General features: G+C 53.6%; 12 protein-coding genes and 3 tRNA genes. 9 read left to right on the forward strand and 6 right to left on the reverse strand.

Features of this window, described 5'->3' with window-relative positions:
• Window positions 1-636: 636 nt before the first annotated feature.
• On the forward strand, window positions 637-1,587 hold the full coding sequence (gene trxB, locus OKB87_RS19840; RefSeq protein WP_017409663.1) for a thioredoxin-disulfide reductase: 951 nt from the start codon (window positions 637-639) through the stop codon (window positions 1,585-1,587).
• Window positions 1,588-1,644: 57 nt separating this feature from the next.
• The gene (locus OKB87_RS19845; RefSeq protein ID WP_270828338.1) at window positions 1,645-2,892 is read left to right on the forward strand and encodes a response regulator; all 1,248 of its coding nucleotides are present in this window, start codon (window positions 1,645-1,647) and stop codon (window positions 2,890-2,892) included.
• A 110-nt stretch (window positions 2,893-3,002) separates the two neighbouring features.
• Here OKB87_RS19845 and OKB87_RS19850 read toward each other — a convergent pair whose 3' ends face one another.
• Window positions 3,003-3,473, reverse strand: a complete 471-nt coding sequence (locus tag OKB87_RS19850) for a glycine zipper 2TM domain-containing protein (protein ID WP_270828339.1) — start codon at window positions 3,471-3,473, stop codon at window positions 3,003-3,005.
• Between the two features lie 19 nt (window positions 3,474-3,492).
• On the opposite strand from OKB87_RS19850, the gene aat reads away from it, so the two are divergent.
• The 3 genes from aat (at window position 3,493) to infA (ending at window position 5,201) form a co-directional block, all read left to right on the forward strand.
• Complete coding sequence (aat, locus tag OKB87_RS19855) at window positions 3,493-4,200, forward strand: leucyl/phenylalanyl-tRNA--protein transferase (protein ID WP_011705736.1); 708 nt, start codon at window positions 3,493-3,495, stop codon at window positions 4,198-4,200.
• Window positions 4,197-4,913: an arginyltransferase gene (locus tag OKB87_RS19860; RefSeq protein WP_011705735.1), complete on the forward strand. Its 717-nt coding sequence runs from the start codon at window positions 4,197-4,199 to the stop codon at window positions 4,911-4,913. Before aat ends, OKB87_RS19860 begins: the two co-directional genes overlap by 4 nt.
• 69 nt (window positions 4,914-4,982) lie before the next feature.
• Entirely contained in the window at window positions 4,983-5,201 is a 219-nt protein-coding gene (gene infA / locus OKB87_RS19865) for a translation initiation factor IF-1 (RefSeq protein WP_005300033.1), read from the forward strand.
• Window positions 5,202-5,270: 69 nt separating this feature from the next.
• Here the strand turns inward: infA and clpA are convergent, their stop codons facing one another.
• The gene (clpA, locus tag OKB87_RS19870; protein ID WP_270828340.1) at window positions 5,271-7,523 is read right to left on the reverse strand and encodes an ATP-dependent Clp protease ATP-binding subunit ClpA; all 2,253 of its coding nucleotides are present in this window, start codon (window positions 7,521-7,523) and stop codon (window positions 5,271-5,273) included.
• Between the two features lie 59 nt (window positions 7,524-7,582).
• The gene (clpS, locus tag OKB87_RS19875) at window positions 7,583-7,900 is read right to left on the reverse strand and encodes an ATP-dependent Clp protease adapter ClpS (RefSeq protein WP_005300028.1); all 318 of its coding nucleotides are present in this window, start codon (window positions 7,898-7,900) and stop codon (window positions 7,583-7,585) included.
• Between the two features lie 228 nt (window positions 7,901-8,128).
• Between clpS and cspD the strand changes: the two genes are divergently transcribed.
• A complete protein-coding gene (gene cspD, locus OKB87_RS19880) occupies window positions 8,129-8,347 on the forward strand; it encodes a cold shock-like protein CspD (protein WP_005300025.1) in 219 nt (72 codons plus the stop codon).
• A 107-nt stretch (window positions 8,348-8,454) separates the two neighbouring features.
• On the opposite strand, the gene folD is transcribed toward cspD, so the two are convergent.
• Complete coding sequence (folD, locus tag OKB87_RS19885; RefSeq protein ID WP_043168397.1) at window positions 8,455-9,318, reverse strand: bifunctional methylenetetrahydrofolate dehydrogenase/methenyltetrahydrofolate cyclohydrolase FolD; 864 nt, start codon at window positions 9,316-9,318, stop codon at window positions 8,455-8,457.
• A gap of 203 nt (window positions 9,319-9,521) precedes the next feature.
• Here folD and OKB87_RS19890 point away from each other — a divergent pair.
• The 3 genes from OKB87_RS19890 to OKB87_RS19900 all read left to right on the forward strand — a co-directional run bounded on the left by OKB87_RS19890 (window position 9,522) and on the right by OKB87_RS19900 (window position 9,836).
• Window positions 9,522-9,598, forward strand: a tRNA-Pro gene (locus tag OKB87_RS19890).
• 36 nt (window positions 9,599-9,634) lie between these two features.
• Window positions 9,635-9,711: transfer RNA gene (locus OKB87_RS19895), tRNA-Arg, on the forward strand.
• A 49-nt stretch (window positions 9,712-9,760) separates the two neighbouring features.
• Window positions 9,761-9,836 (forward strand) — tRNA-His (locus tag OKB87_RS19900).
• A gap of 426 nt (window positions 9,837-10,262) precedes the next feature.
• Here OKB87_RS19900 and OKB87_RS19905 read toward each other — a convergent pair.
• Together OKB87_RS19905 and OKB87_RS19910 are read right to left on the reverse strand one after the other, a co-directional pair.
• Window positions 10,263-11,054, reverse strand: coding sequence for a hypothetical protein (locus OKB87_RS19905; protein ID WP_270828341.1), 792 nt, complete (start codon window positions 11,052-11,054; stop codon window positions 10,263-10,265).
• Window positions 11,055-11,057: 3 nt separating this feature from the next.
• The gene (locus OKB87_RS19910) at window positions 11,058-11,921 is read right to left on the reverse strand and encodes an N-acetylglucosaminidase (RefSeq protein ID WP_270828342.1); all 864 of its coding nucleotides are present in this window, start codon (window positions 11,919-11,921) and stop codon (window positions 11,058-11,060) included.
• Window positions 11,922-12,151 lie beyond the last annotated feature (230 nt).

The following is a 12,151-nucleotide window of genomic DNA, read 5'->3' on the forward strand; positions in this document are numbered from 1 at the left end:
GTCTTCGTCGCAACTGCCCGGCAATGATTTGGCATTCCCCCTGCAAGATAACGGGAGGTCGCCATCGTGAATGTGCCCACCAGGAGAGCGGCCACCCCAGAGAAATCCTCCCTCATGTCAGTGCGCGGCCTGAGAATGTGTGCCCCCCCTCATGGGGCGGGCTTGGCCTGAGGTGCTGTATTACAAAGCACCGGCAGCGAGGGCTACTGCGCCAAAACTTGTCAATCGCGTCTAGATCGCCGCCACACCAGCGGACAGGATCAGCCTGGTGGGCAGCGCCCACTGGCATACACGGCTGCAAACCCCCTTCCCTTCCCTTCCCTTCCCTTCCCTTCCCTTCCCTTCCCTTCCCTTCCCTTCCCTTCCTTATCAATAGGAATGCGCACCACGTCCGGCAAGCGCCAGCGGATACCAAGCGCCACCTCTCACATCATCATGGTGAGAGAGCAGTTGCGCTCCTTATCAATGAGCCCGGGGCCCGGTTGAGGAGCCTTCCGAGACAGAGCAGGTTTTCAGCACTTTCTTACCCCCCTGCCACCCCGCCAACCGATTGATGCAATCGACTCACTGGCCTTTGACCCCTTATCACGAATTACCTACAATCGCGCAAACTCATCACGTCTCGGAAATCACATCATGAGCCAAGTCACTCATAGCAAACTGCTGATCCTGGGGTCAGGCCCGGCGGGTTACACTGCCGCCGTCTATGCCGCCCGTGCCAACCTCAATCCGCTGCTCATCACTGGCATGCAGCAAGGCGGTCAGCTGACTACCACCACCGAAGTGGAGAACTGGCCCGGTGACCCCGAGGGTCTGACCGGTCCGGCCCTGATGGAGCGCATGAAAGAGCATGCGGAGAAGTTCGACACCCGCATTCTGTTTGATCACATCAATGAAGTGCAGCTGACCCAGCGTCCGTTCCGTCTCAAGGGCGACAACGGCGAATACACCTGTGATGCGCTGATCATCGCCACCGGTGCCTCCGCCAAGTATCTGGGCCTGCCTTCCGAAGAGGCCTTCAAGGGCCGCGGCGTCTCCGCCTGCGCCACCTGTGACGGCTTCTTCTATCGCAATCAGGAAGTGGCCGTGGTCGGCGGCGGCAACACCGCCGTGGAAGAGGCGCTCTATCTGGCCAACATCGCCAAGAAGGTGCACCTCATTCACCGTCGCGACGAGTTCCGTGCCGAGAAGATCCTGATCAAGCGCCTGCACGACAAGGTGGCCAGCGGCAATATCGTGCTGCACACCCACCAGACTCTGGACGAAGTGCTGGGCGACGACATGGGGGTGACCGGCGTGCGCCTGCGCAACACCCAGAACGACACCACCACCGACCTGCCACTGATGGGCGTCTTCATCGCCATCGGTCACCAGCCCAATACCCAGATCTTCGCCGACCAGCTGGATATGCAGAACGGCTATCTGAAGGTGCGTGGCGGCCTCGACGGCTTCGCCACCCAGACCAGTATCGAAGGGGTATTTGCCGCCGGTGACGTGGCTGACCACACCTACCGCCAGGCCATCACCTCGGCCGGTACCGGCTGTATGGCCGCCCTCGATGCCGAGCGCTATCTGGACGCGCAATAAGCACAAGGGATATAAAAGGCATGCCGCGAGGCATGCCTTTTTACTTTAAGGAGCCGGATGAAACAGAAAATATTGATAGTCGAGGACAGTCTGACCATTCGACGGATGCTGATCCAGGCCATTGCCCAGCAGACCGGTCTGGAGATCGATGCCTTTGATACCCTCGAAGGCGCCCGTCACTGTCGGGGAGAGGAGTATGTGGTCGCACTGGTGGATCTGACCTTGCCGGACGCACCTCGCGGAGAAGCGGTCAGCGTGCTGCTGGAGCGCGGCCTGCCAGTGGTGATCCTCACTGCCGATATCAGCGAGGAGAAGCGCGCAGCCTGGCTGGAAGCTGGGGTGCTGGACTATGTGATGAAGGATTCACGCCACTCCCTGCAATACGCCGTCAGCCTGGTTCATCGCCTCTACCTCAACCAGCGCATCGAAGTACTGGTGGTCGATGATTCACGCACTTCCCGCCACCGCACCATGGCCCAGTTGCGCAAACAACTGCTGCAGGTGCATGAGGCGAGCCACGCCCGGGAGGCCCTGGCCCAGCTCGAACAGAACCCGGCCATTCGGCTGGTGCTGGTCGACTACTACATGCCAGAAATTGACGGGATCAGCCTGGTGCGCATGCTGCGCGAGCGTTACAGCAAGCAGCAGCTCGCCATCATCGGCATCTCGGTGTCGGACAAGCGCGGCCTCTCCGCCCGCTATCTCAAGCAGGGCGCCAACGACTTCCTCAACCAGCCGTTCGAACCGGAAGAGCTGCAATGCCGGGTCAGCCACAACCTGGAAGCGCTGGAGCAGTTCAACAGCATCCAGGAGTCGGCCAATCGCGACTACCTGACCGGGCTCTACAACCGGCGCTACTGGTTCAATGAAGGACAGAAATGGTTCGAGGAACACCAGCGTCAGGAGACGCCCCTTGCGCTGTGCGTGCTCGATGTGGATCACTTCAAGCAAGTCAACGATCACTGGGGTCATGCCATCGGCGATCAGCTGCTCTGCCACCTCACCCGGCTGCTCACCCAGTTCTTCCCAGATGCCATGATCGCCCGTTTTGGTGGCGAGGAGTTTGCCCTGATGGTGCCCCACTGCACCGTGCCGGTGCTGCTCAAACGGCTGGAGGGGCTGCGCCAGCAGATGCGCCAGCAACCGCTGTCCAGGGAGACGCCGCTGTTTGTTCGCGCCAGTTTCGGGGTGATCAAGGTCGGGCGCGGTTCCATGGACGAGGCACTGAGCGAGGCGGATCGCCTGCTCTATCAGGCAAAGAACACCGGCCGTGACAAGATAGTGTCGCAGGACTCATCGGCCTGACGTTACCTCGCCAGATGTTCTCCGTGTAGTACCTGCCCGACAGCTTGCCCAGCCGGCAGCGTGTCGGGTCACTTCTCTCCCCTTGATGACCGCTTGAGCCAGCGCCTGCTTCAATAGGTCTTGTCCACCCGCACGCCATCGTCGAAATAGAGGATGCGCACCTTGTCGCCGTTCATGAACACCATGGCCGGATCGTAATCCTGAATGACGTTCACCAGCCCGTTTTGCTCGTTGCGGATAAGCAGCTCCACCAGCTTGTTCTCCACCACGGTGCCGCCCGATTGATATTGCTGCGCCGCGGCAGCACCCGCCAGCGCCCCCACGGCGGTAGCTATTTCACGACCATGACCGCCACCAAACTGGTTGCCAAGCAGACCGCCCAGGACGGCGCCACCCAGGGTTTTCCAGCCGGAGTGTTCTGACTCCAGAATTTGGCGCTGGGTGATGTTGCGCACCGTCTCGACCTGGCCAAACACCACCTGATTCACGGGTCTTGCCGTATTGCGCTCGTAGACCTGCGCCCAGGCGGGCGCAGTGACAAAGCAAAACAAGCTGGATATTATCAGGATAATGGCCTTCATCTATGAACCTCGTTACCTTATGTCTCGCTATCTTACCCAATTGGATGATGAGCTGTGCTGGTTTCCCGACCCCGAGCATGCCCTGGAGGAACCCAACGGCCTGCTGGCGATCGGAGGGGATCTCTCCCCTGCCCGCCTGCTGGCAGCTTACCATAAGGGGATCTTCCCGTGGAATGAACCCCACCAGCCGCTGCTGTGGTGGTCACCGGATCCCAGAGGCGTCATCCGGCCGGAACAACTGCACATCGGTCGCACCCTGCGCAAATTTATCCGTGGTACCTCATTCGATATTTCCATCGATCGCGCCTTTAATGAGGTTATAGCGGCCTGCGCCGCGCCCCGTCGCAGTGCCAGTGGAACCTGGATTAGCACACCCATGATCGACGCCTATCGACAATTGCACCGCCTGGGCCATGCCCACTCCATCGAGATCTGGCAGGAGGGCCAGTTGCAAGCCGGCCTCTATGGTCTCTCCCTCGGCCGGGTGTTCTGCGGCGAGTCCATGTTCAGTCGTATCGACAACGGCGCCAAACTGGCCATGGTGGCCCTCTGCCAACACTTCGCCCGCCATGATGGCGCCTTGATCGATTGCCAGATGCAGAACGATTTTTTGGCCACTCTGGGAATAGAAGAGTGGCCGAGACGCCAATTTTTGACGACGCTGGCACAACTGAGCCGACAACCGCTGGCGGCCAATTGCTGGCAAACGGGGAGCATTCTGTTATGACCGAAGAAGTGATCCTCAAGGTAGGACTGACCCCGAAGCACCAATGCAGCTATCTGGGTCATGAGCAGGAGCAACTGCTGGTGTTGATGGATCACAGCCTGCTCAATGCCAGCGGCTACGAACGCCTGCTGACGGCCGGCTTTCGGCGCAGCGGCAACGACATCTATCGTCCCCACTGCCCGGCCTGCAATGCCTGCCAGTCCCTGCGCATTCACAGCGAGCGCTTCGTGCCGAGCCGCAGCCAGAAGCGGATCCGCCAGCTCAATCAGGATATCGAACTGGTGCTCAGCTACGACGACAAGCCAGAGTACTACCAGCTCTATGAACGCTACATTCGCGAACGCCATCATGACGGCAGCATGTATCCCCCCAGCCGTACCCAGTACAAGGGCTTCCTGCACTGTGACTGGATGCCGCCCCTCTATCTGGAAATGCGCAAGGATAACCGGCTGATCGGGGTCGCGACCACGGATCTGCTGCCCCATTCCCTCAGCGCCATGTACACCTTTTTCGACCCTGCCCATGCCGATCGTTCCCTCGGTACCTTCGCCATTCTGAGCCAGTTGGAACTGGCCAGAAGAACCGGTCGCAGCTGGCTATATCTGGGCTATCTGGTGGAGGAGTGCCGCAAGATGAATTACAAGCGCCAGTATCTGCCCCATGAACGGTTGATACAGGGGGAATGGAAAAATATCGACAGCAAGCCCGAGTAAACTTTACACATAGCCTTAAATCCGGCATGATCCAGCGGATTTTTTGTTGTGGCTTATCAAGAGGATTCAATGGCTAAAGAAGACAGTATTGAGATGCAGGGCACTATTCTCGAAACCCTGCCCAATACCATGTTCCGTGTGGAACTGGAGAATGGTCACGTGGTTATCGCTCATATTTCCGGCAAGATGCGCAAAAACTACATCCGTATCCTGACTGGGGACAAAGTAACGGTAGCTCTGACTCCGTACGATCTCTCCAAGGGACGTATTGTTTTCCGCTCTCGCTAAGCCAGGAATTCAGCAAAAAACCCCAACCTTCCGGTTGGGGTTTTTTGTGGTTTTCCAACAGCGCCAGGCTTAGTGGGAAACAGCTTCAACATTGACCTGATAGTCAAAGCTGAGGCTGTCATTTATCAACTCAACCTTCACTCCCCCCCCATCGACCAAGGATCCGAACAGGATCTCATTGGCAAGGGGTTTCTTGAGGTGTTCCTGGATGACCCGTCCCATGGGTCTCGCTCCCATGGCCCTGTCATATCCCTTATCGGCCAACCAGTGGCGGACACCCTCGGACACTTCAAGAGACACGCCCTTGGCATCCAGTTGTACCTGCAACTCGACGATGAACTTGTCGACCACCTGATGTATCACCTGCATATCCAGATGGTTGAACCAGATGGTGTGATCGAGCCGGTTGCGAAACTCCGGGCTGAACGTCTTGTTGATCACCGCCATGGCATCGTGGCTCATATCCTGCTGCTGGAAGCCGATGGATTTGCGCTGGGTCTCCTGCACGCCGGCGTTGGTGGTCATCACCAGGATCACGTTGCGAAAATCCGCCTTGCGCCCGTTGTTGTCGGTCAGGGTGCCGTTGTCCATCACCTGCAGCAGCAGGTTGAACACGTCCGGGTGCGCTTTTTCGATCTCGTCCAGCAGCACCACTGAATGCGGGTGCTTGAGCACCGAGTCGGTCAGGAGTCCACCCTGCTCAAAGCCCACATAGCCGGGAGGTGCCCCGATCAGGCGGGAGACGGTGTGGCGTTCCATGTACTCCGACATGTCAAAGCGCAGCACCTCGACGCCGAGCGCCTTGCCCAACTGCTGAGTGACCTCGGTCTTGCCCACCCCGGTCGGGCCGGCAAACAGGAAGCAACCCACGGGGCGACGCTCATTACCCAAGCCCGAACGTGACAAGCGAATGGAATCGGTCAGCACCTCGATGGCTTTGTCCTGACCAAATACCACCATCTTGAGATTGCGCTCCAGATTCTTCAGCACTTCCTTGTCGGAAGAGGAGACTGATTTCTCCGGGATGCGGGCAATCTTGGCCACAATGGCTTCGATCTCCTGCACATTGATCACTTTCTTGCGCTTGCTCGCCGGCAGCAGCCGTTGCCCGGCACCAGCTTCGTCGATCACGTCGATCGCCTTGTCAGGCAGATGGCGATCATTGATGTACTTGGCAGAGAGCTCCACCGCTGCGCGGATGGCCTTGACGGTGTAGCGCACCCCGTGGTGAGCCTCATAGCGGCTCTTGAGCCCCATCAGGATGCGGGTGGTGTCGTCCACACTGGGCTCGACGATATCGATCTTCTGGAAGCGACGCGCCAGAGCACGGTCCTTCTCAAAGATCTGGGAATATTCCTGATAGGTGGTGGAGCCGACACAGCGCAGCAAACCATTGGAGAGCAGCGGCTTGATAAGGTTGGCCGCGTCCAGCTGACCACCGGAGGCCGCCCCTGCCCCTATGATAGTGTGGATCTCGTCGATGAACAGGATCGCCCCTTCCTGGCGCTCGATCTGCTTGAGCAGCACCTTGAGGCGCTTCTCGAAATCACCGCGATACTTGGTCCCCGCCAGCAGCGAGCCCATGTCCAGAGAATAAATAGTGCTGCCCGCAATCACCTCGGGCACATCGCCCTTGACGATACGATAGGCCAGCCCTTCGGCGATGGCCGTCTTGCCCACCCCGGCTTCACCGACCAGCAAGGGGTTGTTCTTGCGACGACGGCAGAGCACCTGGATGGTACGGTTGAGCTCCTGATCCCGTCCGATGAGCGGATCGATACGCCCTTCCAGCACCAGCTGATTGAGGTTGGTGGCAAAGCTTTCTATCTGGGCGGCAGACACATCGTCGTCGGACTCGGCATTGTTGTTGCTGTTGTCCGGCTTGCTGTCTTTGCGCACGCCATGAGAGAGGAAGTTGACCACGTCCAGCCGGCTGATCTCGGCTTTTTTCAGGAAATAAGCGGCTTGGGACTCCTGCTCGCTGAAAATGGCAACCAGCACGTTGGCACCACTGACTTCCGTGTTGCCCGATGATTGGACATGGAACACGGCGCGTTGCAGCACCCGCTGGAAGCCCAGTGTGGGCTGGGTTTCACGATCTTCATCGTCACGGGGGATGAGCGGGGTTGTTTGACTGATGAATGCGCTGATCTCTTTGCGCATCAGCTCCACGTCAGCACCACAAGAACTCAGCGCCTCATGGGCTGAGCTGTTATCCAGCAGGGCTAACAACAGGTGCTCGACAGTCATGAATTCGTGGCGCTCGTCACGGGCCAGTTTGAAAGCCTCGTTCAGCGTCTTTTCTAGATCTTTATTCAACATAGGCACCTCCCCTAGTACAGCAACAATGTGGTGTCGTCATCGCCATCAAGTCATCAGATTCAAGCCTTTTCCATGGTACACAGCAGTGGATGTTCGTTGTTACGTGCATAGGTGTTGACCTGGACCACTTTGGTTTCGGCAATCTCGGCGGTGAACGTGCCACAGACTCCCTTACCACTATAATGCACGCTCAGCATCACCTGAGTGGCCTTGTCCAAATCCATACCAAAGAACTTTTGCAGCACCTCCACCACGAACTCCATCGGTGTGTAGTCGTCGTTGTTCAAGACGACCTTGTACATGGGTGGCGGTTGCAGCTTGGTTTTCTCTGCTTCTGCAATCTCTTCATTAGCAAAGAGTTCTTTCTGCTTGCTCATAATCGCGCTTTGGTACCTCTAGATTACTACCGCCTAACACAAGATTGTCAATAGACTTGTTAACCAGATCACATCAGTTGTTAACAACTCCTTGACTCGCTCAAAAGTTAGACTAGATTGGTTACTTGCTAATCGGCGCCCGTCTGCTATGGGCTATGTTACTAGTTATAAAGGGCTGGCGCAGGTTACTCAACGACTTCAAGGTAATCAATAAAAGGATGTAGATGTATGGCAACCGGAACAGTCAAGTGGTTTAACAACGCAAAAGGATTTGGGTTTATCTGTCCGGAAGGAGGCGGTGAAGATATCTTCGCCCACTACTCCACGATACAAATGGAAGGCTACAAGACGTTGAAAGCAGGTCAAGCAGTCAACTTTGAACTGCAGCAGGGGCCGAAAGGCAATCACGCCTCTGTCATTGTGCCAAACGAAGCACAGAACATGTAAGAGTCGAACTGGATAAATAAAAAAACCGGCAAGCCGCAAGGTTGCCGGTTTTTTTATTGCTGCAATTTACAGGAGAAGTTCGTTCCCCCGAGCAGACTAGAAAGAGATCATTGCGCGCTGTCGTGATAGTCCTGACAGGCGCTCAGGGTATTTTCCATCAGGCTGGCGACCGTCATAGGACCAACCCCACCCGGTACAGGCGTGATGAAGGATGCATGATTGCGCGCGGTCTCAAACTCAACGTCACCAACCAGAGAGCCGTCCGCCAACCGGTTGATCCCCACATCGATCACCAGTGCCCCAGGTTTGACCCACTCACCCGGAATGAAGTTGGGTTTGCCAACCGCCACCACCAGCAGGTCGGCACGGCGAACCTGATCTTCCAGATCCTGAGTGAAACGGTGACAGGTGGTGGTAGTACAACCCGCCAGCAGCAGCTCCAGCGTCATCGGCCGGCCGACGATGTTGGATGCCCCGACTACTACCGCATGCAAACCGTGTGTTTTAACACCGGTCGCTTCAATCAGCGTCATGATGCCTTTGGGCGTACAGGGGCGCAGTGCCGGGATACGCTGTGCCAGCCGACCCACGTTGTAGGGATGGAAACCATCCACGTCCTTGTCAGGGCGAATACGCTCCAGCACCTGAGTCGTATCGCAGTGCGCCGGCAAGGGGAGCTGCACCAGGATACCGTCAACGTCTGCGTCTTCATTCAGCTTATCGATCAGTGCCAGCAACTCTTCCTGGCTCGCCGTCGCATCCAGATCGTAAGAGCGGGAGATAAAGCCTACCTCTTCGCAGGCGCGACGTTTGCTACCGACATAGACCTGCGAAGCAGGATCTACCCCGACTAGGATGACCGCCAAGCCCGGTGCCCGTTTCCCTTGTGCCAACCGCTGTTGGACTTGCGCTGCGACCTGATTGCGAATCGTTTGCGCAACCTGTTTTCCATCAATGATTTTGGCAGACATCGTTCTTCACTCACCATGTGTTCAACTGCCGCGCATTGTCGCATTTTTTTGCCACGGGTGTTAGCGGCTCTCGCATGGAGGGCAATAAGTAGGCATTTGAATTCATTGGTGGAAAAATTCGTTGACGCTGGCTTTCCCGCTTGGGTATGATGCCGGCCCGTTGCCCAGTACAGCCGCTGTCGCTAAGCTGGACACGAGATTTTCGGTGATTAGCGCAGCCCGGTAGCGCATCTGGTTTGGGACCAGAGGGTCAAAGGTTCGAATCCTTTATCACCGACCAGGTTTTTCGACATGCCGCCAGGCTTGTCGAGGCAATGCGCCCTTAGCTCAGTCGGATAGAGCAACGGCCTTCTAAGCCGTGGGTCGCAGGTTCGAATCCTGCAGGGCGCGCCATTGATGATATGCATCTCCCCGATGCAGGCATTGATGGATATCTTCAGTGGTGGCTGTAGCTCAGTTGGTAGAGTCCCGGATTGTGATTCCGGTTGTCGTGGGTTCGAGTCCCATCAGCCACCCCATTATCCCTTTCAGAAAACATCCAATCTTATCGATTTAAATCCGGTAGACATAAACCGCCCCCCCCCCCGATGTCCTGACCATTGCTGCAAAAATGCCCGCAACGGGTCGCACAGGCGACACTCTAAAAGGCATAAGTATTGGTGCTGGAGATCGCCAGCAACCCGTATCAGACCTTGTGGGTATCAAATTGGTATGAATCGGTGGGGTTGATGTAGTCAGACCTGAAGTGCTATTTGGAGCACTACTCACCAGAGGCAACATCAGAGCAAAACAATAGAAAGACAACCTCCCCTCCTAGCACATATTCAAGAAGGTTCTGAATGTGATACCGAAAGAAGAGTGCACTACAGCAGAATAAAAAGGCACCGATTTGAAACCGGAGCCTGATGGTAAGTAAAGCTGTATATAGATACTAATTAAAGGTTTTACATTGGATTGATAGATATCTCTATTTCATTGACAACTTCATAACCAGAAAATTTCATCATGTAGTTATCACTTACATATGTAAAAGCACCATCTTTCTTGGATACAGGCACACCATATACTTTTATGACATCAAGCATCTTGCTTCCCACATAGATCCCTCTACTACTAAACCCCACATCTTTCTTAAGAATGACTTTAGTTATTCTATAATCATCAAAGTCTCTTTTTAGTTTATTATAGTCAAGATTTGATGACTCTATATATATGAAACCAAAGTCATGAGGATAAAACTTATAATCTACACCCTCAATGTTTTTAAATTTATCGACAAAACCATTTCCACTATCCATTTCAGTGAGTCCATTAAAGGACTCGATGATTTCACTGTAATCACCACCAATTTTTATGTCATAACCATTGAAGTGGATGGCAAAATCACTTCTTTGTACATTTAAATGTTCAGATAGTTTTTCTTTTTTGGCGATACGAGATGAATCAACCCACCCCGTATGAGCTTCACCTTTTCGGTCTAGATAGCTAACATATTGAAATCCATTGTATGATGCATATGAAATTGCCTTATCGCCATTAATAATGAATTTTTTCGACTTACATTCATCAAGAGGCATGTCATAAAAAAAAGTGCGACCTTTCGATGTGACGACAATATTTGACACATCATACGCAACTCCATTATCCTTCTGAACTTCATTAAACCTTACACTCTCACATGCCGCGTGAAGACTAAAAGAAAAAAATAAAGCGAAGACATAAATAACACTTTTCATTAATCACTCCTCATAGACCGGAATATCGACATGTAAAATGGCATTAGGGAAAACATCAAATCTTTTCTTCATGTTAGGTATTTGGTGTTTAGCCCAAAGAACATCACTGGCATACTGATGCTCGCCCGGTGAAGCTGGATTCCAACGCATTTTATAAAGCGTATTCTGTTTATATTTATGGTGGTTGACAAAGTTGTCTGATATCCATCTAGCTCCGCCATCTATTGCTTTATCAATTGAATTCCATCCATTTTTATATGCATATTCAGTACCTAATGAAGGCTTGTCATCTCTAACGTTAATACCATACATATTATAAACCTTAACCCCATTAAAATCTTTTCCACGTGCAAAACTTGATGTCCCCCGACCAGTTTCTAGTGATGCATGAGAAACTAGATACACTTCACTGACATTATACTTTTTAGCTGCAGAGATAAAAATAGAACCTTTACCCTCTAAAACTCCTTGCCCTAACAAAAATTTATTAAGATCATCCTCTGAAACTTCTGAGTATTTTGATAGATCAAGAAATTGATAGATAGTATCTTTAGTCAGGTCATCGTCTGGTGTTAGATGGAGCAATACCTCATCTCGACTTGCCAGTTTATTATTTCCCACTTTAGGTGCGTACTTAGAAGGTATTGCCATCTGTTTATCTAATGCTTTCCCAATGACATAGTTATATTTTGTATAATGTACAACAAATCTATCTTTTTTCTTTCCATATATAGCCATAGGATATATATGCCAAATATCCTTACCAAGCTTTAGCTTGGCAGCACTCTGCATCCACTCCAGCTTATCGATACGCTGTTTCTCGTGATCCACCAAGAGATCAAAATCAGGCAAGCCAATTTTTTTCATTAATTTATCTAGCCAAAGATAACTGCTGGCTGATGATTTTTCATACCATTCGCTGGGATGCTTGACGATGAGCTTGTGAAGTTTTTCTGCATTGCTGCTATTTTGCAGAGCCGCCTGTATCTCCTCACTGCTAAGCTCACCACTCTTATCCGTACCTGATTACCCATGATTAGCAGTCAGTTACCACGAACTATACTGATCTTACGTACAGTTATCGAGGTGCGAGATCA

The organism is Aeromonas sp. Y318-1 (assembly GCF_027706125.1).
In the GTDB taxonomy this organism is placed as follows: Bacteria; Pseudomonadota; Gammaproteobacteria; order Enterobacterales; family Aeromonadaceae; genus Aeromonas; species Aeromonas hydrophila.

Excerpts from the sequence above, each read along its gene's own strand:
- trxB (WP_017409663.1), top strand. The coding sequence starts at position 637 with ATGAGCCAAGTCACTCATAGCAAACTGCTGATCCTGGGGTCAGGCCCG.
- OKB87_RS19905 (WP_270828341.1), bottom strand. The coding sequence starts at position 11,054 with ATGAAAAGTGTTATTTATGTCTTCGCTTTATTTTTTTCTTTTAGTCTT.
- clpS (WP_005300028.1), bottom strand. The coding sequence starts at position 7,900 with ATGAGCAAGCAGAAAGAACTCTTTGCTAATGAAGAGATTGCAGAAGCA.
- cspD (WP_005300025.1), top strand. The coding sequence starts at position 8,129 with ATGGCAACCGGAACAGTCAAGTGGTTTAACAACGCAAAAGGATTTGGG.
- OKB87_RS19850 (WP_270828339.1), bottom strand. The coding sequence starts at position 3,473 with ATGAAGGCCATTATCCTGATAATATCCAGCTTGTTTTGCTTTGTCACT.
- infA (WP_005300033.1), top strand. The coding sequence starts at position 4,983 with ATGGCTAAAGAAGACAGTATTGAGATGCAGGGCACTATTCTCGAAACC.
- aat (WP_011705736.1), top strand. The coding sequence starts at position 3,493 with ATGTCTCGCTATCTTACCCAATTGGATGATGAGCTGTGCTGGTTTCCC.
- clpA (WP_270828340.1), bottom strand. The coding sequence starts at position 7,523 with ATGTTGAATAAAGATCTAGAAAAGACGCTGAACGAGGCTTTCAAACTG.
- OKB87_RS19910 (WP_270828342.1), bottom strand. The coding sequence starts at position 11,921 with ATGAAAAAAATTGGCTTGCCTGATTTTGATCTCTTGGTGGATCACGAG.
- OKB87_RS19845 (WP_270828338.1), top strand. The coding sequence starts at position 1,645 with ATGAAACAGAAAATATTGATAGTCGAGGACAGTCTGACCATTCGACGG.
- OKB87_RS19860 (WP_011705735.1), top strand. The coding sequence starts at position 4,197 with ATGACCGAAGAAGTGATCCTCAAGGTAGGACTGACCCCGAAGCACCAA.
- folD (WP_043168397.1), bottom strand. The coding sequence starts at position 9,318 with ATGTCTGCCAAAATCATTGATGGAAAACAGGTTGCGCAAACGATTCGC.